This is a genomic window from Streptomyces lothianensis (genome assembly GCF_047779955.1).
In the GTDB taxonomy this organism is placed as follows: domain Bacteria; phylum Actinomycetota; class Actinomycetes; order Streptomycetales; family Streptomycetaceae; genus Streptomyces.
The window spans coordinates 1-25,810 of sequence record NZ_JBLMKT010000064.1; the positions used below are offsets into that span (position 1 = coordinate 1).

Consider the following 25,810-nt stretch of genomic DNA (forward strand, 5'->3'; position numbering starts at 1 on the left):
TCAGTCGGTAGAGCGTCTCCATGGTAAGGAGAAGGTCTGCGGTTCGATTCCGCATTGGGGCTCTGGTGCAAACCACGTAAGTGGACTGCATCTCAGCGGTGTAGCTCAGTCGGTAGAGCAAGCGGCTCATAATCGCTGTGTCACCGGTTCAAGTCCGGTCACCGCTACTGACAGTAGCCGATTGTGGGGTCGGTCCTCCGGTCGGCTACTCTTCTATGCGTTAATCGTCCATCCGTTCGTCCAAGTAGGAGCACTCCAGTGGCTGCCACCGACGTCCGCCCGAAGATCACGCTGGCCTGCGTGGAGTGCAAGGAGCGGAACTACATCACCAAGAAGAACCGGCGCAACAACCCGGACCGTCTTGAGATGAAGAAGCACTGCCCGCGTTGCAACGCGCACACCGCGCACCGCGAGACGCGATAAAAAGGCTCGTACGCGAGGCCGTCCCCATTCACTTGGGGGCGGCCTCGCGTCGTTTCTGCCGGACGAACCCGGCAGTACGTCCCGACGTCCCCTTCGGTACGTCCCCGTCTGTTGTTCCAGGTTCCAGGAGGTGCCGAGCCCATGGCGCTCGACCAGTCCTTCGTCGGGCGGACCTACCCGCCCACCGATCCCTACGAGGTCGGCCGGGAGAAGATCCGCGAGTTCGCCGAGGCCGTCGGCGACGCGAATCCCGCCTATACCGACCCGGAGGCCGCCAAGGCGTACGGGCACAGCGATGTGATCGCGCCGCCGACCTTCGTGTTCGCCATCACGTTCAAGGCGGCGGGCCAGGTCATCGAGGACCCGCAGCTCGGCCTGGACTACAGCCGGGTGGTGCACGGCGACCAGAAGTTCGCGTACACCCGTCCCGTACGCGCGGGCGACCGCCTCAGCGTCACCTCGACGATCGAGGCGATCCGGTCGATGGCGGGCAACGACATCATGGACATCCGTGGCGAAGTTCACGACGAGGCCGGCGAGCACGTCGTGACCACCTGGATCAAGCTCGTGGCGCGCGCGGCGGACGGAGAGTGACGATGACCGCGAAGATCTCTTTTGCAGACGTCGAGGTCGGCACGGAACTGCCGCCGCAGACCTTCCCCGTGACACGCGCCACACTCGTGCGGTACGCGGGCGCCTCCGGGGATTTCAACCCGATCCACTGGAACGAGAAGTTCGCCCGCGAGGTCGGCCTGCCCGACGTCATCGCGCACGGCATGTTCACGATGGCCGAGGCGATCCGCGTCGTCACCGACTGGACCGGCGACCCGGGCGCGGTCGTCGAATACGGCGTGCGCTTCACCAAGCCGGTCGTCGTGCCGAATGACGACAAGGGCGCCGAGATCGAGGTCAGTGCGAAGGTCGCGGCCAAGCTCGACGACAACCGGGTCCGCGTGGACCTGGTGGCGACGAGCGCCGGCCAGAAGGTGCTCGGGATGTCCCGGGCGGTCGTGCGGCTGGGCTGAGTGGAAGTCGTGCGGCCGGGCTGAGCGGAAAGAGCGCGAACGCACACGGGTACGGTCCGGGAGCTGTCCGCCCCGGACCGTACCCTTGAGCGCGTGCAGGAACTCCACGAAGCCCCGCTCGCCCCGCTGACCACCTTCCGCCTCGGCGGCCCGGCCGCCCGGCTGATCACCGCGACCACCGATGCCGAGGTGGTCGAAGCCGTGCGCGCGGCCGATGCCGCGGGCACCGAGCTGCTCGTCGTCGGCGGCGGCTCCAACCTGATCGTCGCCGACGAGGGCTTCGCCGGTACGGCCCTCAGGATCGCCACCCGCGGCTTCGACCTCGACGGTACGAGGCTGGAGTTGGCGGCCGGCGAGACCTGGACCGACGCGGTGGCCCGCACCGTCGAGGCCGGCCTCGCGGGCATCGAATGCCTGGCCGGCATCCCCGGCTCGGCGGGCGCCACCCCGATCCAGAACGTGGGGGCGTACGGGCAGGAGGTCTCCCGCACGATCACCGAGGTGATCGCGTACGACCGTGCCGCGGGCGAGACCGTCACGCTCACGAACGCCGAATGCGCCTTCGCCTACCGCCACAGCCGCTTCAAGGCCGACCCGGACCGCTATGTCGTGCTGCGCGTCCGCTTCGAGCTGGAGGACGCGGACGGGCTGAGCGCGCCCATCAAGTACGCGGAGACCGCCCGCGCCCTCGGCGTCGAGGCCGGTGACCGGGTTCCGCTGGAGCGGGCCCGAGAGACGGTGCTCAAGCTGCGCTCGGGCAAGGGCATGGTGCTCGACCCGGAGGACCACGACACCTGGTCCGCGGGCTCCTTCTTCACCAACCCGATCCTCACGGACGGGGAGTACGAGGCCTTCCTCGGGCGCGTCCGCGACCGCCTCGGCCCCGAGGCCACCGCGCCCGCGTACCCGGCGGGCGAGGGCCGGACGAAGACCTCCGCCGCCTGGCTGATCGACAAGTCGGGCTTCACGAAGGGCTACGGCACGGGCCCGGCCCGCATCTCCACCAAGCACACCCTCGCGCTCACCAACCGGGGCGCGGCCACGACGGAGGACCTTCTCGCGCTCGCCCGCGAGGTGGTCGCGGGCGTCCACGAGACGTTCGGAATCACGCTCGTCAACGAGCCGGTCATGGTGGGTGTGGCCCTGTAGGCCCCGTCCCCGACCTCGACCCCGACCGCCCTTCGGGCGACAAGAGGGGGCGAAAGGCAGGAAAATAGAGGGCAAGGCAGTTCAAGGCAGGTCAAGGCAGGTAAAGGCAGGTCCTAATACGCCACCCCGACGCCCTGCTTCACCGACCCCGGCTCCTCCACCATCGCCAGCATCGCGTGCGCCACATCCGCGCGCCCGATGAACCGGGCGCTGCGCGGATTGCCCCCGGTCTCGCGTCGGTAGACCCCCCTCAGCGGCTTGTCCTGGAGGCGCGGCGGCCGTACCGAGGTCCAGTCGGTCGCGCTGCGGGCCAGTTCGTCCTCCATCGCGCGCAGATCGTCGTAGACAGGCTTGAGCAGCCGGCCGACCATCCCCAGCATCACCCGGTCCGCCAGCGGTTCCCGCCGCGCGGGCGCCGGGGCGAGCGGTGCCGCGCTGACCACGAGCAGCCGACGTACCCCCTCGGCCTCCATCGCCCGCAGGACCGGCCGAGTCAGCCGCGCCGCGATCCCTTCGCGCGCGTCCTTGAGGCCGCGCGCGCCCAGACCGGACAGCACCGCGTCCCGTCCGGCCACGGCCGCCCGCAACTCCTCGGCATCGGACAGATCGGAGCGGAACACCTCCAGGCGCTCGCCCTGTACGGACAGCCGCGCCGGATCCCGTACCACCGCCGTCACCTCGTGGCCCGCCGCCAGCGCCTGCCGGACGATCTCCCTGCCGATCCCGCCGGTCGCACCGAAAACCGTGAGCTTCATCGTGTGTCCCTCCTCGGACGGGTGGAGGCTCACCCGTGGACCTCCACCCGGTGGGTGAGTATTCACTCACCCCTAGAGTGGGTAAGCACTCACTCACGCGTCAAGCCCGTCCAGGAGCCTTCGTGCAGAAGCCGACCAGAGCCCGCATCCTCGACGCCGCCCATGGCCTGATGCTCAGCATCGGCCTGGCGCGGGCCACCACCAAGGCGATCGCGAAGGAGGCGGGCTGCTCGGAGGCCGCGCTCTACAAGCACTTCAGCAGCAAGGAGGACCTGTTCGTCACCGTCCTCAAGGAGCGCCTGCCCCGCCTCACTCCGCTCCTGGAGGAGCTCACCACGAACCCCACCGGGGCCACGGTCGAGGAGAACCTTGTCCGGATCGCGCGGGAAGCGGCGCTGTTCTACGAGCAGAGCTTCCCGATCGCCGCCTCGCTCTACGCCGAGCCCCAGCTGAAGACCCGCCATGACGCGTCCATGCGCGAGATGGGCACCGGCCCGCACATGCCGATCCTCGGCCTCGCGGCGTATCTGCGCGCGGAGCAGTCGGCGGGCCGCATCGGCGGCGCCGACCCGCAGGCCGCCGCGTCCCTGCTTCTCGGGGCCTGCGCGCAGCGGGCCTTCGCCTACGACGCGGCGGGCCCGTTCCCGCCCCCGCCGGCCGACCGCTTCGCCCGCGACCTCGTACGTACGCTGCTTGCCGGAATCGCCACGGACGCCGAAGCCGCACCGGCCCGCGAGGCCGCACCGGCCCGCGAGGCCGCACCGGCCCGCGAAGCCGCACCGGCCCGCGAGGCCGCCCCCGACCCCGGAACCGCCCCCACCGGCGGTCTCAGCTAGCCAGCCACGTGTCCACCCCGGCCAGCAGCCGCTTCCGCACCTCCTCGGGCGCGGCCGAGGCCCGCACCGACTGGCGGGCCAGCTCGGCCAGTTCCGCGTCCGTGAAGCCGTGGTGCTCGCGGGCCACCTCGTACTGTGCGGCCAGCCGTGAGCCGAAGAGCAGGGGGTCGTCGGCGCCGAGCGCCATCGGGACGCCGGCCTCGTAGAGCGTCCTGAGCGGTACGTCCTCGTGCTTGTCGTAGACGCCGAGCGCGACATTCGACGAGGGGCAGACCTCGCAGGTCACCCCGCGCTCCGCGAGCCGCGTCAACAGCCGCGGGTCCTCGGCCGCGCGCACCCCGTGCCCGATCCGGGCGGCACCCAGATCGTCCAGGCAGTCCCGCACGGAAGGGGGTCCGGTGAGCTCACCACCGTGCGGCGCGGCGAGCAGGCCGCCCTCGCGCGCGATCGCGAAGGCCCGGTCGAAGTCGCGGGCCATGCCGCGGCGTTCGTCGTTGGAGAGGCCGAAGCCGATGATGCCGCGGTCCGCGTACCGCACCGCCAGGCGGGCAAGGGTGCGCGCGTCGAGCGGGTGCTTCATCCGGTTCGCGGCGACCAGGACGCGCATCCCGAGCCCGGTCTCGCGTGAGGCCGTGTCCACCGCGTCGAGGATGATCTCCAGGGCTGGGATCAGACCGCCGAGCCGGGGGGCGTACGAGGTGGGGTCGACCTGGATCTCCAGCCATCCCGAGCCGTCGGCCAGATCCTCCTGGGCGGCCTCCCTGACCAGCCGCTGGATGTCCTCGGGGGCACGGAGACAGGACCGGGCCATGTCGTAGAGCCGCTGGAAGCGGAACCAGCCGCGCTCGTCGGTGGCCCGCAGCTTCGGCGGTTCCCCGCCGGTCAGTGCCTCCGGGAGGTGCACCCCGTATTTGTCGGCCAGTTCGAGCAGGGTCGTGGGCCGCATCGAGCCGGTGAAGTGCAGGTGCAGATGGGCCTTCGGCAGTTGTCGGATGTCGCGAACCATATCCATCTACGCTCCGTAGTCGCTAGGCTCTGTTCCGTGCCGAAAAGGTGCCGGACAGGGCTTGTCCGTCATGCGATGCATGAGAAGCCCCATCGGGGCGGAGTCACCCCAAGATCCTGCCGTAGAGATCTTGGCCCAGGCAGCCGAGTTCACCGAACGAGCGCGTGCCTGAACGCACAAGCGGGCCCCCGGGACTTTCCGGAGGCCCGCTTGTGCGCCGCATCGTGTCAGGCCTTGGCCTCGGCAAGCAGCTTCTGGATCCGCGAGACGCCCTCGACCAGGTCCTCGTCGCCCAGCGCGTACGAGAGCCGCAGGTAGCCCGGCGTGCCGAAGGCCTCGCCCGGCACCACCGCGACCTCGACCTCGTCGAGGATCAGGGCGGCGAGCTCCACGGTGGTCTCCGGGCGCTTGCCGCGGATCTCCTTGCCGAGCAGGCCCTTGACCGAGGGGTAGGCGTAGAAGGCGCCCTCGGGCTCGGGGCAGACGACGCCGTCGATCTCGTTGAGCATGCGCACGATGGTCTGGCGGCGGCGGTCGAAGGCGGTCCGCATCTCGGCGACGGCCGTCAGGTCACCGGAGACGGCGGCGATGGCGGCGGCCTGCGCGACGTTGGAGACGTTGGACGTGGCGTGCGACTGCAGGTTGGCGGCGGCCTTGACCACGTCCTTCGGGCCGACGACCCAGCCCACGCGCCAGCCGGTCATGGCGTACGTCTTGGCCACACCGTTGACGATGATGCACTTGTCGCGCAGCTCGGGCACGACCACCGGCAGTGAGGTGAACTCCGCGTCGCCGTACACGAGGTGCTCGTAGATCTCGTCGGTCAGGACCCACAGGCCCTTGGCGGCGGCCCAGCGGCCGATCTCCTCGACCTGGGCGCGGGTGTAGACGGCGCCGGTCGGGTTGGAGGGGGAGACGAAGAGCAGCACCTTCGTGTTCTCGGTCACGGCCGCTTCGAGCTGCTCGACGGAGACCCGGTAGCCGGTGGTCTCGTCGGCGGTCACGTAGACCGGGACACCGCCCGCGAGCTGGATCGACTCGGGGTAGGTGGTCCAGTACGGGGTGGGGACGATGACCTCGTCCCCCGGGTCGAGGATGGTGGCGAAGGCCTCGTAGATGGCCTGCTTGCCCCCGTTGGTGACGAGCACGTTGGCGGCCTCGACCTCGTAGCCCGAGTCGCGCAGCGTCTTCGCGGCGATCGCGGCCTTGAGCTCGGGGAGGCCGCCGGCCGGGGTGTACCGGTGGTACTTCGGGTTCTTGCAGGCCTCGACGGCGGCTTCGACGATGTAGTCCGGGGTCGGGAAGTCCGGCTCGCCCGCGCCGAAGCCGATCACCGGCCGTCCAGCGGCCTTGAGGGCCTTGGCCTTGGCGTCGACGGCGAGGGTGGCGGACTCGGAGATCGCTCCGATCCGGCGGGAGATACGGCGTTCGGTGGGAGAGGTTGCAGCGCTCATGCGCCCCATCGTTCCAGACCGGCGCGAGCGCGGGCACACGAGTTCCGCAGAGCGGACGGCGGGCCGGACGGGGCCTCGGACGGGTGTCCGAGGGGCGTGGGAACACCTGTCCGGCGAGGTCCGGACAGGTATCTGTTCGACGCCACGGCCCGGAGCACGTACACTCATGCCTCGTTGGCCTTCACCGGCCGCACTCACAGCACGCACAACGTGTACCCGTGAGGATGCGGTACGTTGGGGGAAATCAAAGGGTCGTAGCTCAATTGGTAGAGCACCGGTCTCCAAAACCGGCGGTTGGGGGTTCAAGTCCCTCCGGCCCTGCTACACACTCCATCGCCAGGATGTGTGCGCATGTACGTACTGCAAAAGCACCGCCGTGCGGCTCAACCGGGCGCGGCACGGCCACGACCCGGAACCAGGTGAGATTGAGTGACGGACGCCGTGGGCTCCATCGACACGCCTGATGCCCCGGACGAGGCGACCGAGTCCAAGAAGGACCGCAAAGCCCGCAAGGGCGGCAAGCGCGGCAAGAAGGGCCCTCTGGCCCGGCTCGCGCTCTTCTACCGCCAGATCATCGCGGAGCTCCGCAAGGTCGTCTGGCCGACTCGCAGTCAGCTGACGACATACACCACAGTGGTGATTGTCTTCGTTGTCATCATGATCGGCTTTGTGACCGTGATTGACTATGGCTTCGCCGAAGCGGTCAAGTACGTCTTCGGTTAGCAGTCAGCGAGAAGGGCGCCGTTACCCCCGGCGTCCCTTTCGCGCGTTCCACCCCCATATGTAGCCAGGAAGAAGCAGCCACCGTGTCTGACCCGAACCTGAACGACGCCAGCGAGTCGATCGAGTCCGTCAAGGACCAGCTCGACATCGTCGAGGCGGCGGACTCCGTGGACCCGGACCAGGCGGAGGCTGCCGACGCCGCTGCGGGCGAGTCGGCCGAAGAGGCCGCGATGCACGTCGAGGGCGAGGCCTCCGAGGAGACCGCTTCCGACGAGAGCGCCGAGGCCGGGACCGAGACCGAGACCGAGGAAGCCGACGAGGAGCCCGCCGAGCCCGTCGACCCGATCGCCGCGCTGCGCGACGAACTGCGCGTGCTGCCCGGCGAGTGGTACGTGATCCACACGTACGCCGGTTACGAGAACCGCGTGAAGACCAACCTCGAACAGCGTGCCGTCTCGCTGAACGTCGAGGACTTCATCTTCCAGGCCGAGGTGCCGCAGGAAGAGGTCGCGCAGATCAAGAACGGCGAGCGCAAGACGATCCGGCAGAACAAGCTGCCCGGTTACGTGCTCGTCCGCATGGACCTGACCAACGAGTCCTGGGGTGTCGTCCGCAACACCCCGGGCGTCACCGGCTTCGTCGGCAACGCCTACGACCCGTACCCGCTGACCCTGGACGAGATCGTCAAGATGCTCGCCCCGGAGGCCGAGGAGAAGGCCGCCCGCGAGGCCGCCGAGGCCGAGGGCAAGCCGGCTCCGGCCCGCAAGGTCGAGGTCCAGGTGCTCGACTTCGAGGTCGGCGACTCGGTCACCGTCACCGACGGCCCGTTCGCCACGCTGCAGGCGACCATCAACGAGATCAACGCCGACTCGAAGAAGGTCAAGGGCCTCGTCGAGATCTTCGGCCGCGAGACCCCGGTCGAGCTGAGCTTCGACCAGATCCAGAAGAACTAGCTCCCGGCGCTCAGCAGGGCTGCTTCCGGACTTCTGGACAGCAAGCTTCCGAACAGGTCAGACGGGCCCTCGAAGCCGGTCTGACCTGCTCGGTTTTTAGCCGCACATGGATACCCGTTATCGTTGTGCGGTATGCCTCCATCCGGTCGATCGGATGAAGGCAGTTCACTCTCACTAGGACCCGGAGAGAGCAATGCCTCCCAAGAAGAAGAAGGTCACGGGGCTGATCAAGCTCCAGATCCAGGCCGGTGCCGCCAACCCGGCTCCGCCGGTCGGCCCCGCGCTGGGTCAGCACGGCGTCAACATCATGGAGTTCTGCAAGGCCTACAACGCCGCGACCGAGTCGCAGCGTGGCTGGGTGATCCCGGTGGAGATCACGGTCTACGAGGACCGTTCCTTCACCTTCATCACCAAGACTCCGCCGGCCGCGAAGATGATCCTCAAGGCCGCCGGTGTCGAGAAGGGCTCGGGCGAGCCGCACAAGACCAAGGTCGCCAAGATCACCCAGGCGCAGGTCCGCGAGATCGCCGAGACCAAGATGCCCGACCTGAACGCCAACGACCTGGACGCCGCGTCCAAGATCATCGCTGGCACCGCCCGTTCCATGGGCGTCACGGTCGAGGGCTGAACCTCACCCCCGCGCGGGCGTCGTAGAGACGACCCCGTGTACCTCAAGTGGTAGGACCAGGCGCTGGTCCGCACCACGAACTCCAAACCTGAACCTCAGGAGTAGATGTGAAGCGCAGCAAGACTCTCCGCGCTGCGGACGCCAAGGTCGACCGGGACAAGCTCTACGCCCCGCTCGAGGCGATCCGTCTCGCCCAGGAGACCTCCGCGACGAAGTTCGACGGCACCGTCGAGGTCGCCTTCCGCCTGGGCGTCGACCCGCGCAAGGCCGACCAGATGGTCCGCGGCACCGTTAACCTCCCGCACGGCACCGGCAAGACCGCCCGGGTCCTGGTCTTCGCGACCGGTGACCGTGCTGCGGCTGCGGAAGCCGCCGGCGCCGACATCGTCGGCTCCGACGAGCTCATCGACGAGATCTCGAAGGGCAACCGCCTCAACGAGTTCGACGCCGTCGTCGCCACCCCGGACCTCATGGGCAAGGTCGGCCGCCTCGGCCGCGTCCTCGGCCCGCGTGGTCTCATGCCCAACCCGAAGACCGGCACCGTGACGCCCGACGTCGCCAAGGCGGTCAACGAGATCAAGGGCGGCAAGATCGAGTTCCGTGTCGACAAGCACGCGAACCTGCACTTCATCATCGGCAAGGTGTCCTTCGACGACACCAAGCTGGTGGAGAACTACGGCGCGGCCCTGGAGGAGATCCTCCGTCTGAAGCCGTCCGCCGCCAAGGGTCGCTACATCAAGAAGGCCGCCATCACCACCACGATGGGCCCCGGCATTCCGGTCGACCCGAACCGCACCCGCAACCTCCTCGTCGAGGAGGACCCGGCCGCGGTCTGAGCCTGATTCCTCGGCTCACAGGCTGGTCGATTGCCCGGCACCGGCAGTTCTTCGGAGCTGCTGGTGCCGGGCAATCGCGTTTCTGGCTGTCACAGGTCTCGGTTATCTTGACGGTCGGTACACATGCACAAGTGGGGGGTCCACAGTGAGTAGGTTCAAGCGCATCGGTCTTGCCGCCGTATCGGCGGCCGCGCTGGTCGCCGTCGCAGGCTGCCAGGGATCGGACAAGGCGGCCGGCAAGGCCGCCGACACGGCCCCGAAGGCCATGTCGCAGGCGAGCGCGGTCGAGGCGCTGACGGCCGCGTACGAGAAGACCGTCGAGGCGAAGTCCGCCAAGGTCGAGATGACCATGAAGACGCCGGCCGCCCTGGACGGCGGCGGCACCATGAAGATGTCCGGGGTCATGGGCTGGAACCCGACCGTGATGGACATGACGATGTCGGGCTCAGCGCTGACGGCCGGGGACCCGGACGCTCCCGAGCAGGTCCGCATGATCATGCGGGACAGCGTCATGTACATGGACATGGGCACGTCGATGTCGGCCGAGATGGACGGCAAGCGCTGGATGAAGATGGACTTCGGTGCCATCGCCGAGAAGGCGGCCGAAGAGGGCGGTGACCCGCAGATGCTGAAGGCTCTGACGGGCAGCATGGAGAACATGAACCAGGACCCGGCCCAGCAGATGGCCTTGCTCCTGGAGTCCGGGAACCTCGAGCACCTCGGCAGCGAGAAGGTGGCCGGCCAGAAGGCCGACCACTACAAGGGCAAGCTCACCGTCAAGGAGATGCTGGACTCCAACAAGTCCTTCGACTTCCTGGAGGGCGAGGAGCGCGAGCAGCTCCTGGCGGGCATGGAGCAGTCCGGCATCGAGGGCTACGACACCGAGGTGTGGGTCGACAAGGACGGCTACCCGGTGAAGATGGACGTCAAGATGGACACCCCGCAGGGCGCCGTCGAGATCACCCAGACGTTCTCCGACTACGGGGCCAAGGCCGAGGTCGTGACCCCGCCGGCCTCCGAGACCTTCGACTTCATGAAGATGATCGAGGAGCTGGAGAAGCTGGGCGAGGAAGGCGGCCTGGAGGGCTGACGGCCCCTGCCGTACAGGCCCTTCGCCGCGATCGGGCCGGGCGCGCCCCTGGGGTGCTTCCGGCCCGATTTGCTCCGCGGGCATCCCTTCCCGTACTCTTCCACAGAAGCCAAAGACCGCTGGTCGTTGCTGTGCGCCCGCAAGGGGGTGCGGCGGCCGAAGGATCCGCAATCGCGGACGACCCGCGCAGGTGACTGTGGAATGCACTCCCGGACGGTTCCGCCCGGTCGAGTTCACGCCCCGTGCGCCTGCGCAGGGGCGTTTTGTTTTGTACAGACCCGTTTGTGCAGAGCCCCCTTCTCCTCGTGCCTGATTCAGGCGGTCCGGCGAAACACGACTGACCGGCAGGCCAGTCGAGGATCATCACCCCGGAAGGAGGCCGAGGCTCATGGCGACGTCCGACAAGGTCGCAGCTGTCGAGGAGGTCGCGCGCAAGCTGCGCGACTCCAACGGCGCTGTTGTCACCTCGTACACCGGACTCAGCGTGGCGCAGCTCAAGCAGCTGCGTCGTTCTCTCGGCGAGAACGCTCAGTACCGAGTGGTGAAGAACACGCTGACCAAGATCGCGGCCCAGGAGGCCGGGATCTCCGCGCTGGACGAGCACCTCAAGGGCTCGACGGCCGTTGCCTTCGTCACCGGTGACCCGGTCGAGGCGGCGAAGGGTCTGCGTGACTTCGCCAAGGAAAACCCCGCTCTCGTCATCAAGGGCGGTGTCCTTGACGGCAAGGGCCTGTCCGCCGACGAGATCAAGAAGCTTGCGGACCTCGAGTCCCGCGAGGTTCTGCTCTCCAAGCTGGCGGGTGCCATGAAGGGCAAGCAGTCGCAGACTGCCGCGCTCTTCCAGGCGCTCCCGTCGAAGTTCGTCCGCACCGCGGAAGCGCTTCGCGCCAAGCAGGCCGAGCAGGGCGGTGCCGAGTAATTCGGCTCGCGTCATGACCTGAGCCCGTGAGGGCGAGGGTCGAAGCGGGCCCGAACGTACGCCCGCCACTCATGTAACTCCGGCACCAGCCGAATTAGTGGAAGGACGCCCATCATGGCGAAGCTGTCCCAGGACGACCTGCTCGCGCAGTTCGAAGAGATGACCCTCATCGAGCTCTCCGAGTTCGTGAAGGCCTTCGAGGAGAAGTTCGACGTCACCGCCGCCGCCCCGGCCGCCGTGGCCGTCGCCGCCGGTGGTGCCGCCGCCGGTGGCGCCGAGGCTGCCCCGGAGCAGGACGAGTTCGACGTCATCCTGACCGGCGCCGGCGACAAGAAGATCCAGGTCATCAAGGTCGTGCGTGAGCTGACCTCGCTGGGTCTGAAGGAGGCCAAGGACCTCGTCGACGGCACCCCGAAGCCGGTCCTCGAGAAGGTCGCCAAGGACGCCGCGGACAAGGCCAAGGAGGCCCTCGAGGGCGCCGGCGCCTCCGTCGAGGTCAAGTGACCTCTGCGAGTCCGCTGACTCGTTCGCGTGAAACGGCCCCCGGGCTGTAACGCGCAGACACTGAAGGGCGATCACCCATACGGGTGGTCGCCCTTCGGCGTTCTCGTGGATCGCTGGGACGGCTGCCTTGCGTCGTGGGTGTGGCCGAGTATGGTGATCTTCGTTGCGCCCTCCCAGGCCTTCTGCGGCCCCCGGGTGACGATCTCCACGGGACGGGGGGCCTTGACGAACCGCACGCAGCGCGCAATTCTCAGGACGCGTCGTCACATCGATCCGGATCCGAGGCATGGATCGAAGACGAACTGGGCAGTGTGGTTATGCGTCCACCGGTGAGGGGTCTGCCGGGGGCGCCACAACAGCAGCATGACGAGGTGTTCGTGGGTCGAGGCACAACCCGCACTGGACATCAGTGGGCCTTGTGGCTACACTGACCCTTTGCGCTGCCTGTTAGCTGCCTCCTGCCCGTCACCAGGGGCATGCCCACGCTTGAGCATCGTCCGCCGACCTTCCCCGGTCCCACATCCGACCTGGGGTTTCTCGTCGACACGTTCAGCTTGGGACCGGTACGCGCGTAGTGAGTCCGAGCCCTCGGAAGGACCCCCTCTTGGCCGCCTCGCGCACTGCCTCGACCGCGATTACGAACAACGGCGCAAGCACCGCCCCGCTGCGCATCTCCTTTGCAAAGATCAAGGAGCCCCTCGAGGTTCCGAACCTGCTCGCGCTGCAGACCGAGAGCTTTGACTGGCTGCTCGGCAACACCGCTTGGCAGAGTCGGGTCGAAGAGGCTCTGGAGTCAGGTCACGACGTCCCCACCAAGTCCGGTCTGGAGGAGATCTTCGAGGAGATCTCGCCGATCGAGGACTTCTCCGGGTCGATGTCGCTGACCTTCCGCGACCACCGCTTCGAGCCCCCGAAGAACTCGATCGACGAGTGCAAGGAGCGCGACTTCACGTACGCGGCCCCGCTCTTCGTCACCGCCGAGTTCACCAACAACGAGACCGGCGAGATCAAGTCGCAGACGGTCTTCATGGGCGACTTCCCGCTCATGACCAACAAGGGCACCTTCGTGATCAACGGCACCGAGCGTGTCGTGGTCTCGCAGCTCGTCCGCTCGCCGGGTGTCTACTTCGACTCCTCCATCGACAAGACGTCCGACAAGGACATCTTCTCCGCCAAGATCATCCCGTCCCGGGGTGCCTGGCTGGAGATGGAGATCGACAAGCGCGACATGGTCGGTGTCCGTATCGACCGCAAGCGCAAGCAGTCGGTCACCGTCCTGCTCAAGGCGCTCGGCTGGACCACCGAGCAGATCCTCGAGGAGTTCGGCCAGTACGAGTCGATGCGCGCCACCCTGGAGAAGGACCACACCCAGGGCCAGGACGACGCGCTCCTCGACATCTACCGCAAGCTGCGCCCGGGCGAGCCGCCCACGCGTGAGGCCGCGCAGACGCTGCTCGAGAACCTCTACTTCAACCCGAAGCGCTACGACCTCGCGAAGGTCGGACGCTACAAGGTGAACAAGAAGCTCGGCGCCGAGGAGCCCCTCGACGCCGGCGTGCTCACCACCGACGACGTCATCGCCACCATCAAGTACCTGGTGAAGCTGCACGCCGGTGAGACCGAGACGGTCAGCGAGTCGGGCCGGGAGATCGTCGTCGAGACCGACGACATCGACCACTTCGGCAACCGCCGCATCCGCAACGTCGGTGAGCTCATCCAGAACCAGGTCCGTACGGGTCTCGCCCGTATGGAGCGCGTGGTGCGCGAGCGCATGACCACGCAGGACGTCGAGGCGATCACCCCGCAGACCCTGATCAACATCCGCCCCGTGGTGGCGTCGATCAAGGAGTTCTTCGGTACGTCGCAGCTGTCCCAGTTCATGGACCAGAACAACCCGCTCTCGGGGCTGACGCACAAGCGTCGTCTGAACGCCCTGGGCCCGGGTGGTCTCTCCCGTGAGCGGGCCGGCTTCGAGGTGCGAGACGTGCACCCCTCGCACTACGGCCGCATGTGCCCGATCGAGACGCCCGAAGGCCCGAACATCGGTCTGATCGGCTCGCTCGCCTCGTACGGCCGCATCAACCCGTTCGGTTTCATCGAGACGCCGTACCGCAAGGTCGTCGAGGGTGTCGTCACCGACGACGTCGACTACCTGACGGCCGACGAGGAAGACCGTTTCGTCATCGCCCAGGCCAACGCGCCCCTCGGTGACGACCTGCGCTTCGTCGAGAACCGCGTCCTGGTCCGCCGCCGTGGCGGCGAGGTCGACTACGTCCCCGGTGACGACGTCGACTACATGGACGTCTCGCCGCGCCAGATGGTGTCGGTCGCGACCGCGATGATCCCGTTCCTCGAGCACGACGACGCCAACCGCGCGCTCATGGGCGCGAACATGATGCGCCAGGCCGTGCCGCTCATCAAGTCCGAGGCGCCGCTCGTCGGCACCGGCATGGAGTACCGCTGCGCGGTCGACGCCGGTGACGTCATCAAGGCGGAGAAGGACGGTGTGGTCCAGGAGGTCTCCGCGGACTACGTCACCGTCGCCAACGACGACGGCACCTACACCACGTACCGCGTCGCGAAGTTCTCCCGCTCCAACCAGGGCACCTCGGTCAACCAGAAGGTCCTGGTCGACGAGGGCGCCCGGGTGATCGAGGGCCAGGTCCTGGCCGACGGTCCCGCCACCGAGAACGGCGAGATGGCGCTCGGCAAGAACCTCCTTGTCGCCTTCATGCCGTGGGAGGGTCACAACTACGAGGACGCGATCATCCTGTCGCAGCGCCTCGTGCAGGACGACGTCCTCTCCTCGATCCACATCGAGGAGCACGAGGTCGACGCCCGTGACACCAAGCTCGGCCCCGAGGAGATCACCCGGGACATCCCGAACGTCTCCGAGGAGGTCCTCGCCGACCTCGACGAGCGCGGCATCATCCGGATCGGTGCCGAGGTCGTCGCCGGCGACATCCTCGTCGGCAAGGTCACGCCCAAGGGCGAGACCGAGCTGACGCCGGAGGAGCGCCTGCTGCGCGCGATCTTCGGTGAGAAGGCCCGTGAGGTCCGTGACACCTCGCTGAAGGTGCCGCACGGCGAGACCGGCAAGGTCATCGGCGTCCGCGTCTTCGACCGCGAGGAGGGCGACGAGCTGCCCCCGGGCGTGAACCAGCTGGTCCGCGTCTACGTGGCGCAGAAGCGCAAGATCACCGACGGTGACAAGCTCGCCGGCCGCCACGGCAACAAGGGTGTCATCTCCAAGATCAACCCGATCGAGGACATGCCCTTCCTCGAGGACGGCACCCCGGTCGACATCATCCTCAACCCGCTGGGTGTCCCGTCCCGAATGAACCCGGGACAGGTCCTGGAGATCCACCTCGGCTGGCTCGCCAGCCGCGGCTGGGACGTCTCCGGCCTCGCGGACGAATGGGCGCAGCGCCTGCAGGCGATCGAGGCCGACCAGGTGTCCCCGGGCACCAACGTCGCCACCCCGGTCTTCGACGGTGCGCGTGAGGACGAGCTCGCCGGCCTCTTCGAGCACACCCTGCCGAACCGCGACGGTGACCGTCTGGTCCTGCCGTCCGGCAAGGCGCGGCTGTTCGACGGCCGCTCCGGTGAGCCGTTCCCGGACCCGATCTCGGTCGGGTACATGTACATCCTGAAGCTGCACCACCTGGTCGACGACAAGCTGCACGCCCGCTCGACCGGTCCGTACTCGATGATCACCCAGCAGCCGCTGGGTGGTAAGGCGCAGTTCGGTGGTCAGCGCTTCGGTGAGATGGAGGTGTGGGCGCTTGAGGCATACGGCGCCGCGTACGCGCTCCAGGAGCTTCTGACGATCAAGTCCGATGACGTCACCGGCCGTGTGAAGGTCTACGAGGCGATCGTCAAGGGCGAGAACATCCCCGAGCCGGGCATTCCCGAGTCCTTCAAGGTGCTCATCAAGGAAATGCAGTCGCTCTGCCTCAACGTGGAGGTGCTGTCCTCGGACGGCATGTCCATCGAGATGCGCGACACCGACGAGGACGTCTTCCGCGCTGCGGAAGAGCTCGGTATCGACCTGTCCCGGCGCGAGCCGAGCAGCGTCGAAGAGGTCTGACGGGTTCCCCGCCACCCGGCCGCCCGCGCGGCCGGGTGGCGGGACCCCGGACCCCGTACAGACCATTGATGAGACACGAAACCCTGAGAGGGATTGACGCATAGTGCTCGACGTCAACTTCTTCGACGAGCTCCGGATCGGCCTGGCCACCGCTGACGACATCCGTCAGTGGAGCCACGGCGAGGTCAAGAAGCCCGAGACCATCAACTACCGCACCCTCAAGCCCGAGAAGGACGGACTCTTCTGCGAGAAGATCTTCGGTCCGACCCGGGACTGGGAGTGCTACTGCGGCAAGTACAAGCGTGTCCGCTTCAAGGGCATCATCTGTGAGCGCTGTGGCGTCGAGGTCACGCGCGCCAAGGTGCGCCGTGAGCGGATGGGCCACATCGAGCTTGCCGCTCCCGTCACCCACATCTGGTACTTCAAGGGCGTCCCGTCGCGTCTGGGATACCTGCTCGACCTCGCGCCGAAGGACCTGGAAAAGGTCATCTACTTCGCCGCGTACATGATCACGTTCGTGGACGAGGAGCGCCGCACGCGCGACCTGCCCTCCCTGGAGGCGCACGTCTCCGTCGAGCGTCAGCAGATCGAGCAGCGCCGTGACGCGGACCTCGAGGCCCGCGCCAAGAAGCTCGAGACCGACATGGCCGAGCTCGAGGCCGAGGGTGCCAAGGCCGATGTGCGCCGCAAGGTGCGCGAGGGTGCCGAGCGCGAGATGAAGCAGCTGCGCGACCGTGCGCAGCGCGAGATCGACCGCCTCGACGAGGTGTGGAACCGCTTCAAGAACCTCAAGGTCCAGGACCTGGAGGGCGACGAGCTGCTCTACCGCGAGCTGCGGGACCGCTTCGGCACGTACTTCGACGGTTCGATGGGTGCCGCGGCGCTGCAGAAGCGCCTGGAGACCTTCGACCTCGACGAGGAGGCCGAGCGCCTCCGCGAGATCATCCGTACCGGCAAGGGCCAGAAGAAGACCCGTGCGCTCAAGCGCCTCAAGGTCGTCTCCGCGTTCCTCACCACGAACAACAGCCCCAAGGGCATGGTCCTGGACTGCGTCCCGGTCATCCCGCCGGACCTGCGTCCGATGGTGCAGCTCGACGGTGGCCGCTTCGCGACCTCCGACCTGAACGACCTGTACCGCCGTGTCATCAACCGCAACAACCGCCTGAAGCGGCTTCTCGACCTCGGTGCGCCCGAGATCATCGTGAACAACGAGAAGCGCATGCTCCAGGAGGCCGTCGACGCGCTCTTCGACAACGGCCGCCGCGGCCGCCCGGTCACGGGCCCCGGCAACCGTCCGCTGAAGTCGCTGTCCGACATGCTCAAGGGCAAGCAAGGCCGCTTCCGTCAGAACCTGCTCGGCAAGCGAGTCGACTACTCGGCGCGTTCCGTCATCGTCGTCGGCCCGCAGCTGAAGCTGCACCAGTGCGGTCTGCCGAAGGCCATGGCCCTGGAGCTCTTCAAGCCGTTCGTGATGAAGCGCCTGGTCGACCTGAACCACGCGCAGAACATCAAGAGCGCCAAGCGCATGGTGGAGCGCGGCCGCACGGTCGTGTACGACGTCCTCGAAGAGGTCATCGCCGAGCACCCGGTTCTCCTGAACCGTGCGCCCACCCTGCACCGCCTCGGCATCCAGGCCTTCGAGCCGCAGCTGGTCGAGGGCAAGGCCATCCAGATCCACCCGCTCGTCTGCACCGCGTTCAACGCGGACTTCGACGGTGACCAGATGGCCGTGCACCTGCCGCTGTCCGCGGAGGCGCAGGCCGAGGCCCGCATCCTGATGCTGTCCTCGAACAACATCCTCAAGCCCGCCGACGGCCGTCCGGTGACGATGCCGACGCAGGACATGGTCCTGGGTCTGTTCTTCCTCACCACCGACGGCGACATGCGTGACGTCAAGGGCGAGGGCCGTCCCTTCGCCTCCGTCGCCGAGGCGATCATGGCCTTCGACGCGGGCGAGCTCTCGCTCCAGTCGAAGATCGACATCCGCTTCCCGGTGGGCACCTTCCCGCCCCGTGGCTGGCAGCCGCCGGTCGCCGAGGAGGGCGAGCCGGAGTACCAGCCCGGCGACACCTTCCGGCTGCGGACGACCCTGGGCCGCGCGCTCTTCAACGAGCTGCTGCCCGAGGACTACCCGTTCGTCGACTACGAGGTCGGCAAGAAGCAGCTCTCCGAGATCGTCAACGACCTCGCCGAGCGCTACCCCAAGGTCATCGTGGCGGCGACGCTCGACAACCTGAAGGCGGCCGGCTTCTACTGGGCGACTCGTTCCGGTGTCACCGTCGCCATCTCCGACGTCGTCGTGCCCGAGGCCAAGAAGGCCATCGTCACGGGTTACGAGGCGCAGGACGAGAAGGTCCAGAAGCAGTACGAGCGCGGCCTGATCACCAAGCAGGAGCGCACGCAGGAGCTCATCACCATCTGGACCAAGGCGACCAACGAGGTCGCCGAGGCGATGAACGACAACTTCCCGAAGACCAACCCGATCTTCATGATGGTCAACTCGGGCGCGCGCGGAAACATGATGCAGATGCGTCAGATCGCCGGTATGCGTGGCCTGGTGTCCAACGCGAAGAACGAGACGATCCCGCGCCCGATCAAGGCCTCCTTCCGTGAGGGCCTCTCCGTGCTGGAGTACTTCATCTCCACGCACGGTGCCCGTAAGGGTCTGGCGGACACCGCCCTGCGTACCGCCGACTCGGGTTACCTGACCCGTCGTCTGGTGGACGTCTCGCAGGACGTCATCATCCGCGAGGAGGACTGCGGCACCGACCGCGGTCTGAAGCTGCGGATCGCCGAGAAGGACGCGGCCGGTGTGCTGCGCAAGGCCGAGGACGTCGAGACCTCGGTGTACGCCCGCATGCTCGCCGAGGACGTTGTCATCGACGGCAAGGTCATCGCGCCGGCCAACGTCGACCTCGGTGACGTACTCATCGACGCCCTGGTCGCCCACGGCGTCGAGGAGGTCAAGACCCGCTCGGTCCTGACCTGTGAGTCCGCGGTCGGCACCTGTGCCTTCTGCTACGGCCGTTCGCTCGCCACCGGCAAGCTGGTCGACATCGGTGAGGCGGTCGGCATCATCGCCGCCCAGTCCATCGGTGAGCCCGGTACCCAGCTGACGATGCGTACCTTCCACACCGGTGGTGTGGCCGGTGACGACATCACGCAGGGTCTGCCCCGTGTCGTCGAGCTCTTCGAGGCCCGTACGCCGAAGGGTGTCGCCCCGATCTCCGAGGCCGCGGGCCGCGTCCGCATCGAGGAGACCGAGAAGACCAAGAAGATCGTCGTCACCCCGGACGACGGCAGCGACGAGACGGCCTTCCCGATCTCGAAGCGCTCCCGTCTGCTCGTGGGCGAGGGCGACCACGTCGAGGTCGGCCAGAAGCTGACCGTGGGTGCCACCAACCCGCACGACGTGCTGCGCATCCTCGGCCAGCGTGCGGTGCAGGTGCACCTGGTCGGCGAGGTCCAGAAGGTCTACAACTCGCAGGGTGTGTCGATCCACGACAAGCACATCGAGATCATCATCCGGCAGATGCTGCGCCGTGTGACGATCATCGAGTCCGGCGATGCGGAGCTGCTGCCGGGCGAGCTGGTCGAGCGTTCGAAGTTCGAGGGCGAGAACCGTCGTGTGGTCACCGAGGGCGGTCACCCCGCCTCCGGCCGTCCGCAGCTGATGGGTATCACCAAGGCCTCGCTGGCGACGGAGTCCTGGCTGTCGGCCGCCTCCTTCCAGGAGACGACCCGAGTCCTGACGGATGCGGCGATCAACGCCAAGTCCGACAGCCTCATCGGCCTCAAGGAGAACGTCATCATCGGTAAGCTCATCCCGGCCGGTACGGGCCTGTCCCGCTACCGCAACATCCGGGTGGAGCCCACCGAGGAGGCCAAGGCCGCGATGTACTCGGCCGTCGGCTACGACGACATCGACTACTCGCCGTTCGGCTCCGGCTCCGGCCAGGCCGTCCCGCTGGAGGACTACGACTACGGTCCGTACAACCAGTAAGGCGCACGCCGTCTGAACGAAAGGGCGCCCACCCCGTCTCGTGCGGGGTGGGCGCCCTTCGGCGTCGTCCGGGCGCGCCCCTCGGGGCGGGCGCTACGGCAGCAGGCCCAGCCGGACCCGCCGCAGGGCCTGTACGCCGACGGTGAGCAGTGAGGCCACCTCGCCGGCCGGAGCCAGGTGGGCGAGCTCGAGGACCTCGCGTGCCAGGAGGTAGTTCCTCCGTACTCCGGCAGGCGCGTCCGGCCGCCCGGCCGCCTCGTACTCGGCGAGCACGGTCCCGTATTCGAGGATGGTGAGCCGGACCGAGACATCCAGGTCGGTCAGGCCGGTGTTGAGGTCTTTGCTGGTCACGATGTCGCCTCCCGTTCGACTGCCGGACAGCTTGGGTGCAGCATGCCGTGCGGGAGCGGTCGGGTATCAGGTGGGCGGGAGGCCGTGTTCGTACCGACTTCCTTGCCGGTTTCCGGCAGTCCGGGGGCGTCGCGGCCGTCGCGCGGACAGGCCGTTGTGCCTGCGCGTGGGCAGTTGTTTTGACCGGAGTGGATGCGATAGGTACGCTCAGACCTTGTGCCTGGGGTGTGCTCTGGCTCGCGCGCGTGCCTCTGTCCGTGCGACGGGCCTCTTTCAGGGCCACACCGCAATCTGCGCCCCTTCTCGCCCTACGGCAGGAGCCTGCAGCGTGCGACACACCCGACCGCGTGGGTCGGGGGCGTTCCAGGTTAGCTTTATGACGGCACACAGAAACCGGAGAAGTAGTGCCTACGATCCAGCAGCTGGTCCGTAAGGGCCGGCAGGACAAGGTCGAGAAGAACAAGACGCCCGCGCTCGAGGGTTCGCCCCAGCGTCGTGGCGTCTGCACGCGTGTCTTCACCACCACCCCGAAGAAGCCGAACTCGGCGCTGCGGAAGGTCGCGCGTGTTCGCCTGACCTCCGGCATCGAGGTCACCGCTTACATTCCGGGTGAGGGCCACAACCTGCAGGAGCACTCCATCGTGCTCGTGCGCGGTGGCCGTGTGAAGGACCTGCCGGGTGTTCGCTACAAGATCATCCGCGGTTCCCTGGACACGCAGGGCGTCAAGAACCGTAAGCAGGCTCGTTCCCGCTACGGCGCCAAGAAGGAGAAGTAAGAATGCCTCGTAAGGGCCCCGCCCCGAAGCGCCCGGTCATCATCGACCCGGTCTACGGTTCTCCTCTGGTGACCTCCCTCATCAACAAGGTGCTGCTCAACGGCAAGCGCTCCACCGCCGAGCGCATCGTCTACGGCGCCATGGAGGGTCTGCGTGAGAAGACCGGCAACGACCCGGTCATCACGCTGAAGCGCGCGCTCGAGAACATCAAGCCGACCCTCGAGGTCAAGTCCCGCCGTGTCGGTGGCGCGACCTACCAGGTGCCGATCGAGGTCAAGCCGGGTCGTGCGAACACGCTCGCGCTGCGCTGGCTCGTCGGTTACTCCCGCGCCCGTCGCGAGAAGACCATGACCGAGCGTCTCCTCAACGAGCTCCTCGACGCCTCCAACGGCCTCGGTGCCGCGGTGAAGAAGCGCGAGGACACGCACAAGATGGCCGAGTCCAACAAGGCCTTCGCGCACTACCGCTGGTAGTCGCAACCCACATCGAGACCGAGAGAAGACTGAGCCGACATGGCTACCACTTCGCTTGACCTGGCCAAGGTGCGCAACATCGGCATCATGGCCCACATCGACGCGGGCAAGACGACCACCACCGAGCGGATCCTGTTCTACACCGGTGTCTCGTACAAGATCGGTGAGGTCCACGACGGCGCCGCCACGATGGACTGGATGGAGCAGGAGCAGGAGCGTGGCATCACGATCACGTCCGCTGCCACCACCTGCCACTGGCCGCTCGAGAACGTCGACCACACGATCAACATCATCGACACCCCGGGTCACGTCGACTTCACCGTCGAGGTGGAGCGTTCCCTGCGTGTGCTCGACGGTGCTGTCACCGTGTTCGACGGCGTCGCCGGCGTAGAGCCCCAGTCCGAGACTGTCTGGCGTCAGGCGGACCGCTACGGCGTGCCGCGTATCTGCTTCGTCAACAAGCTCGACCGTACGGGTGCCGAGTTCCACCGCTGCGTCGACATGATCGTGGACCGCCTCGGCGCCACCCCGATCGTCATGCAGCTCCCCATCGGTGCCGAGGCCGACTTCCAGGGTGTCGTCGACCTCGTCACGATGAAGGCGTACGTCTGGTCGGCCGAGGCCGCCAAGGGCGAGGCCTACGACACCGTCGACATCCCGGCCACGCACACCGAGGCCGCCGACGAGTGGCGCGGCAAGCTCCTGGAGACCGTCGCCGAGAACGACGAAGAGATCATGGAGCTGTACCTCGAGGGCCAGGAGCCCACGGTGGAGCAGCTGTACGCCGCGATCCGTCGTATCACCATCGCCTCGGGCAAGGGCGGCGACACCACCGTCACCCCCGTGTTCTGCGGCACCGCGTTCAAGAACAAGGGCGTCCAGCCCCTGCTCGACGCGGTCGTGCGCTACCTGCCCTCGCCCCTGGACGTCGAGGCCATCGAGGGCCACGACGTCAAGGACGCCGAGAAGGTCATCGCCCGCAAGCCGAACGACGAGGAGCCGCTGGCCGCCCTCGCGTTCAAGATCGCGAGCGACCCGCACCTCGGCAAGCTCACCTTCATCCGGGTCTACTCGGGTCGCCTGAACGCCGGCACCGCGGTGCTGAACAGCGTGAAGGGCAAGAAGGAGCGCATCGGCAAGATCTACCGTATGCACGCGAACAAGCGTGAGGAGATCGAGTCGGTGGGCGCCGGTGACATCGTCGCCGTCATGGGCCTGAAGCAGACCACCACCGGTGAGACGCTGAGCGACGAGAAGTCGCCGGTGATCCTGGAGTCCATGGAGTTCCCCGCTCCGGTCATCCAGGTCGCCATCGAGCCCAAGTCCAAGGGTGACCAGGAGAAGCTGGGTGTCGCCATCCAGCGTCTCGCGGAGGAGGACCCCTCCTTCCAGGTTCACTCGGACGAGGAGACCGGCCAGACCATCATCGGTGGTATGGGCGAGCTTCACCTCGACGTCCTTGTCGACCGCATGAAGCGCGAGTTCAAGGTCGAGGCGAACGTCGGCAAGCCGCAGGTCGCGTACCGCGAGACGATCCGCAAGACCGTCGAGCGCGTGGACTACACCCACAAGAAGCAGACCGGTGGTACCGGTCAGTTCGCGAAGGTGCAGATCGCGATCGAGCCCATCGAGGGCGCGGACAGCTACGAGTTCGTGAACAAGGTCACCGGTGGCCGTATCCCCAGGGAGTACATCCCCTCGGTGGACGCCGGTGCGCAGGAGGCCATGCAGTTCGGCATCCTGGCCGGCTACGAGATGACGGGCGTCCGCGTCATTCTTCTCGACGGTGCCTTCCACGAGGTCGACTCCTCCGAGCTCGCCTTCAAGATCGCCGGTTCGCAGGCGTTCAAGGAGGCCGCTCGCAAGGCCGGTCCCGTGCTCCTCGAGCCGATGATGGCCGTCGAGGTCACCACGCCCGAGGACTACATGGGTGAAGTCATCGGCGACATCAACTCCCGCCGTGGCCAGATCCAGGCCATGGAGGAGCGCAGCGGCGCCCGCGTCGTGAAGGGCCTCGTGCCGCTTTCGGAGATGTTCGGCTACGTCGGAGACCTCCGCAGCAAGACTTCGGGTCGCGCAAGCTACTCGATGCAGTTCGACTCCTACGCCGAGGTTCCCCGGAACGTCGCCGAGGAGATCATTGCGAAGGCCAAGGGCGAGTAACCCACCCCGGTTCCACGCTTTAGGCTTGACACCATCCGTCGGGGTTCGCCCCCATCCCGGGAACGGACCCCGGCGGCTGGCTTCCACAGATCACCCTGGCGCCGATGAGTAAGGCGTACAGAACCACTCCACAGGAGGACCCCAGTGGCGAAGGCGAAGTTCGAGCGGACTAAGCCGCACGTCAACATCGGCACCATCGGTCACATTGACCACGGTAAGACGACCCTCACGGCCGCCATTACCAAGGTGCTGCACGACGCGTACCCGGACCTGAACGAGGCCTCGGCCTTCGACATGATCGACAAGGCGCCGGAAGAGCGCCAGCGCGGTATCACCATCTCGATCGCGCACGTCGAGTACCAGACGGAGACCCGTCACTACGCCCACGTCGACTGCCCCGGTCACGCGGACTACATCAAGAACATGATCACCGGTGCCGCGCAGATGGACGGCGCCATCCTCGTGGTCGCCGCCACCGACGGCCCGATGCCGCAGACCAAGGAGCACGTGCTCCTGGCCCGCCAGGTCGGCGTTCCGTACATCGTCGTCGCCCTGAACAAGGCCGACATGGTGGACGACGAGGAGATCCTGGAGCTCGTCGAGCTCGAGGTCCGCGAGCTGCTCTCCGAGTACGAGTTCCCGGGCGACGACGTTCCGGTCGTCAAGGTCTCGGCGCTCAAGGCGCTCGAGGGCGACGCCGAGTGGGGCAAGTCCGTCCTCGACCTGATGAAGGCCGTCGACGAGGCCATCCCGCAGCCCGAGCGTGACGTCGACAAGCCGTTCCTGATGCCGATCGAGGACGTCTTCACGATCACCGGTCGCGGTACGGTCGTCACCGGCCGTATCGAGCGTGGTGTCCTCAAGGTCAACGAGACCGTCGACATCATCGGCATCAAGCCGGAGAAGACCACCACCACGGTCACCGGCATCGAGATGTTCCGCAAGCTGCTCGACGAGGGCCAGGCGGGCGAGAACGTCGGCCTCCTCCTCCGTGGCATCAAGCGCGAGGACGTCGAGCGCGGCCAGGTCATCATCAAGCCCGGTTCGGTCACCCCGCACACCGAGTTCGAGGCCCAGGCCTACATCCTGTCGAAGGACGAGGGTGGCCGTCACACCCCGTTCTTCAACAACTACCGCCCGCAGTTCTACTTCCGTACGACGGACGTGACCGGCGTCGTGACCCTCCCCGAGGGCACCGAGATGGTCATGCCGGGTGACAACACCGAGATGTCGGTGGAGCTCATCCAGCCCGTCGCCATGGAAGAGGGCCTGAAGTTCGCCATCCGCGAGGGTGGCCGGACCGTGGGCGCCGGCCAGGTCACCAAGATCAACAAGTAAGCTTCCCGCTTGCCTGTTGGGCTTGATGCCCGGTCAGCTTCTGTGAGCTGAGAAAGAGCCCGTACGACTTCGGTCGTACGGGCTCTTTCGGGTTTGTGCGGGGTGGAGGGCGGGGCGACCTGGGCGGGCTGTCTATTCGGCCTGGACGTCGTCGGTGGCCGGGGTGTCGCCCAGGCCGATCTCCAGCAGTTCCGAGTAGTACGAGACGGAGTCGCCGTCGGCCGCGCTCAGGGCGTGTGCCAGGGCTTCCAATATGGCCGCGGCTTTCGGGTCCCGGCCATGGGTCATGGCGGAGAAGGCGTGCACGGGCGGACA

General features: G+C 67.3%; 23 protein-coding genes and 2 tRNA genes. 20 read left to right on the forward strand and 5 right to left on the reverse strand.

Going from position 1 to position 25,810, the window contains the following annotated elements:
* Positions 1-94 precede the first annotated feature (94 nt).
* The 5 genes from ACLF6P_RS21805 (at position 95) to ACLF6P_RS21825 (ending at position 2,597) form a co-directional block, all read left to right on the forward strand.
* Positions 95-167 (forward strand) — tRNA-Met (locus tag ACLF6P_RS21805).
* A gap of 91 nt (positions 168-258) precedes the next feature.
* Positions 259-423: a 50S ribosomal protein L33 gene (rpmG, locus tag ACLF6P_RS21810; protein ID WP_003948671.1), complete on the forward strand. Its 165-nt coding sequence runs from the start codon at positions 259-261 to the stop codon at positions 421-423.
* A gap of 141 nt (positions 424-564) precedes the next feature.
* Positions 565-1,017: an FAS1-like dehydratase domain-containing protein gene (locus ACLF6P_RS21815; protein WP_415952329.1), complete on the forward strand. Its 453-nt coding sequence runs from the start codon at positions 565-567 to the stop codon at positions 1,015-1,017.
* A gap of 2 nt (positions 1,018-1,019) precedes the next feature.
* The gene (locus tag ACLF6P_RS21820; protein WP_415952330.1) at positions 1,020-1,448 is read left to right on the forward strand and encodes a MaoC family dehydratase; all 429 of its coding nucleotides are present in this window, start codon (positions 1,020-1,022) and stop codon (positions 1,446-1,448) included.
* Positions 1,449-1,511: 63 nt separating this feature from the next.
* Entirely contained in the window at positions 1,512-2,597 is a 1,086-nt protein-coding gene (locus tag ACLF6P_RS21825; RefSeq protein WP_415952423.1) for a UDP-N-acetylmuramate dehydrogenase, read from the forward strand.
* Between the two features lie 113 nt (positions 2,598-2,710).
* Here ACLF6P_RS21825 and ACLF6P_RS21830 read toward each other — a convergent pair whose 3' ends face one another.
* A complete protein-coding gene (locus ACLF6P_RS21830) occupies positions 2,711-3,352 on the reverse strand; it encodes an NAD(P)-dependent oxidoreductase (RefSeq protein ID WP_415952331.1) in 642 nt (213 codons plus the stop codon).
* 122 nt (positions 3,353-3,474) lie between these two features.
* On the opposite strand from ACLF6P_RS21830, the gene ACLF6P_RS21835 reads away from it, so the two are divergent.
* Complete coding sequence (locus ACLF6P_RS21835) at positions 3,475-4,188, forward strand: TetR/AcrR family transcriptional regulator (protein WP_415952332.1); 714 nt, start codon at positions 3,475-3,477, stop codon at positions 4,186-4,188.
* Here the strand turns inward: ACLF6P_RS21835 and ACLF6P_RS21840 are convergent.
* Entirely contained in the window at positions 4,181-5,200 is a 1,020-nt protein-coding gene (locus ACLF6P_RS21840) for an adenosine deaminase (protein ID WP_415952333.1), read from the reverse strand. The two genes, ACLF6P_RS21835 and ACLF6P_RS21840, sit on opposite strands and share 8 nt — an antisense overlap.
* 221 nt (positions 5,201-5,421) lie before the next feature.
* Positions 5,422-6,648 (reverse strand): pyridoxal phosphate-dependent aminotransferase, encoded by a 1,227-nt coding sequence (locus ACLF6P_RS21845; protein ID WP_415952334.1) that lies wholly within the window; start codon positions 6,646-6,648, stop codon positions 5,422-5,424.
* 248 nt (positions 6,649-6,896) lie between these two features.
* Here ACLF6P_RS21845 and ACLF6P_RS21850 point away from each other — a divergent pair.
* From ACLF6P_RS21850 to ACLF6P_RS21895, 10 genes are all read left to right on the forward strand, one after another.
* Positions 6,897-6,969: transfer RNA gene (locus ACLF6P_RS21850), tRNA-Trp, on the forward strand.
* A 108-nt stretch (positions 6,970-7,077) separates the two neighbouring features.
* The gene (gene secE, locus ACLF6P_RS21855) at positions 7,078-7,371 is read left to right on the forward strand and encodes a preprotein translocase subunit SecE (protein ID WP_415952335.1); all 294 of its coding nucleotides are present in this window, start codon (positions 7,078-7,080) and stop codon (positions 7,369-7,371) included.
* An 83-nt stretch (positions 7,372-7,454) separates the two neighbouring features.
* Positions 7,455-8,324: a transcription termination/antitermination protein NusG gene (gene nusG, locus ACLF6P_RS21860; protein ID WP_415952336.1), complete on the forward strand. Its 870-nt coding sequence runs from the start codon at positions 7,455-7,457 to the stop codon at positions 8,322-8,324.
* 193 nt (positions 8,325-8,517) lie between these two features.
* Positions 8,518-8,952 carry a 50S ribosomal protein L11 gene (gene rplK, locus ACLF6P_RS21865; RefSeq protein ID WP_395572004.1) on the forward strand — a complete coding sequence of 145 codons (435 nt, stop codon included), beginning with the start codon at positions 8,518-8,520 and terminating at the stop codon, positions 8,950-8,952.
* 107 nt (positions 8,953-9,059) lie between these two features.
* On the forward strand, positions 9,060-9,788 hold the full coding sequence (rplA, locus tag ACLF6P_RS21870; RefSeq protein WP_415952337.1) for a 50S ribosomal protein L1: 729 nt from the start codon (positions 9,060-9,062) through the stop codon (positions 9,786-9,788).
* 145 nt (positions 9,789-9,933) lie between these two features.
* Positions 9,934-10,878: an SCO4651 family lipoprotein gene (locus ACLF6P_RS21875; protein WP_415952338.1), complete on the forward strand. Its 945-nt coding sequence runs from the start codon at positions 9,934-9,936 to the stop codon at positions 10,876-10,878.
* Between the two features lie 388 nt (positions 10,879-11,266).
* Positions 11,267-11,797, forward strand: coding sequence for a 50S ribosomal protein L10 (gene rplJ, locus ACLF6P_RS21880; protein ID WP_415952339.1), 531 nt, complete (start codon positions 11,267-11,269; stop codon positions 11,795-11,797).
* Positions 11,798-11,911: 114 nt separating this feature from the next.
* Positions 11,912-12,301 carry a 50S ribosomal protein L7/L12 gene (gene rplL / locus ACLF6P_RS21885; RefSeq protein WP_415952340.1) on the forward strand — a complete coding sequence of 130 codons (390 nt, stop codon included), beginning with the start codon at positions 11,912-11,914 and terminating at the stop codon, positions 12,299-12,301.
* A gap of 604 nt (positions 12,302-12,905) precedes the next feature.
* Positions 12,906-16,391, forward strand: a complete 3,486-nt coding sequence (rpoB, locus tag ACLF6P_RS21890) for a DNA-directed RNA polymerase subunit beta (RefSeq protein ID WP_415952341.1) — start codon at positions 12,906-12,908, stop codon at positions 16,389-16,391.
* 103 nt (positions 16,392-16,494) lie between these two features.
* Positions 16,495-20,394: a DNA-directed RNA polymerase subunit beta' gene (locus ACLF6P_RS21895; RefSeq protein ID WP_415952342.1), complete on the forward strand. Its 3,900-nt coding sequence runs from the start codon at positions 16,495-16,497 to the stop codon at positions 20,392-20,394.
* 93 nt (positions 20,395-20,487) lie between these two features.
* Here ACLF6P_RS21895 and ACLF6P_RS21900 read toward each other — a convergent pair whose 3' ends face one another.
* A complete protein-coding gene (locus ACLF6P_RS21900; RefSeq protein WP_415952343.1) occupies positions 20,488-20,745 on the reverse strand; it encodes a hypothetical protein in 258 nt (85 codons plus the stop codon).
* A 404-nt stretch (positions 20,746-21,149) separates the two neighbouring features.
* On the opposite strand from ACLF6P_RS21900, the gene rpsL reads away from it, so the two are divergent.
* From rpsL to tuf, 4 genes are all read left to right on the forward strand, one after another.
* Positions 21,150-21,521, forward strand: a complete 372-nt coding sequence (gene rpsL, locus ACLF6P_RS21905; RefSeq protein WP_003948652.1) for a 30S ribosomal protein S12 — start codon at positions 21,150-21,152, stop codon at positions 21,519-21,521.
* 2 nt (positions 21,522-21,523) lie between these two features.
* Positions 21,524-21,994, forward strand: a complete 471-nt coding sequence (gene rpsG, locus ACLF6P_RS21910) for a 30S ribosomal protein S7 (RefSeq protein ID WP_003974303.1) — start codon at positions 21,524-21,526, stop codon at positions 21,992-21,994.
* A 39-nt stretch (positions 21,995-22,033) separates the two neighbouring features.
* Entirely contained in the window at positions 22,034-24,157 is a 2,124-nt protein-coding gene (fusA, locus tag ACLF6P_RS21915) for an elongation factor G (RefSeq protein ID WP_415952344.1), read from the forward strand.
* Between the two features lie 144 nt (positions 24,158-24,301).
* Complete coding sequence (tuf, locus tag ACLF6P_RS21920) at positions 24,302-25,495, forward strand: elongation factor Tu (protein ID WP_415952345.1); 1,194 nt, start codon at positions 24,302-24,304, stop codon at positions 25,493-25,495.
* Positions 25,496-25,627: 132 nt separating this feature from the next.
* On the opposite strand, the gene ACLF6P_RS21925 is transcribed toward tuf, so the two are convergent.
* Complete coding sequence (locus ACLF6P_RS21925; RefSeq protein WP_415952346.1) at positions 25,628-25,801, reverse strand: hypothetical protein; 174 nt, start codon at positions 25,799-25,801, stop codon at positions 25,628-25,630.
* Positions 25,802-25,810: the final 9 nt, after the last annotated feature.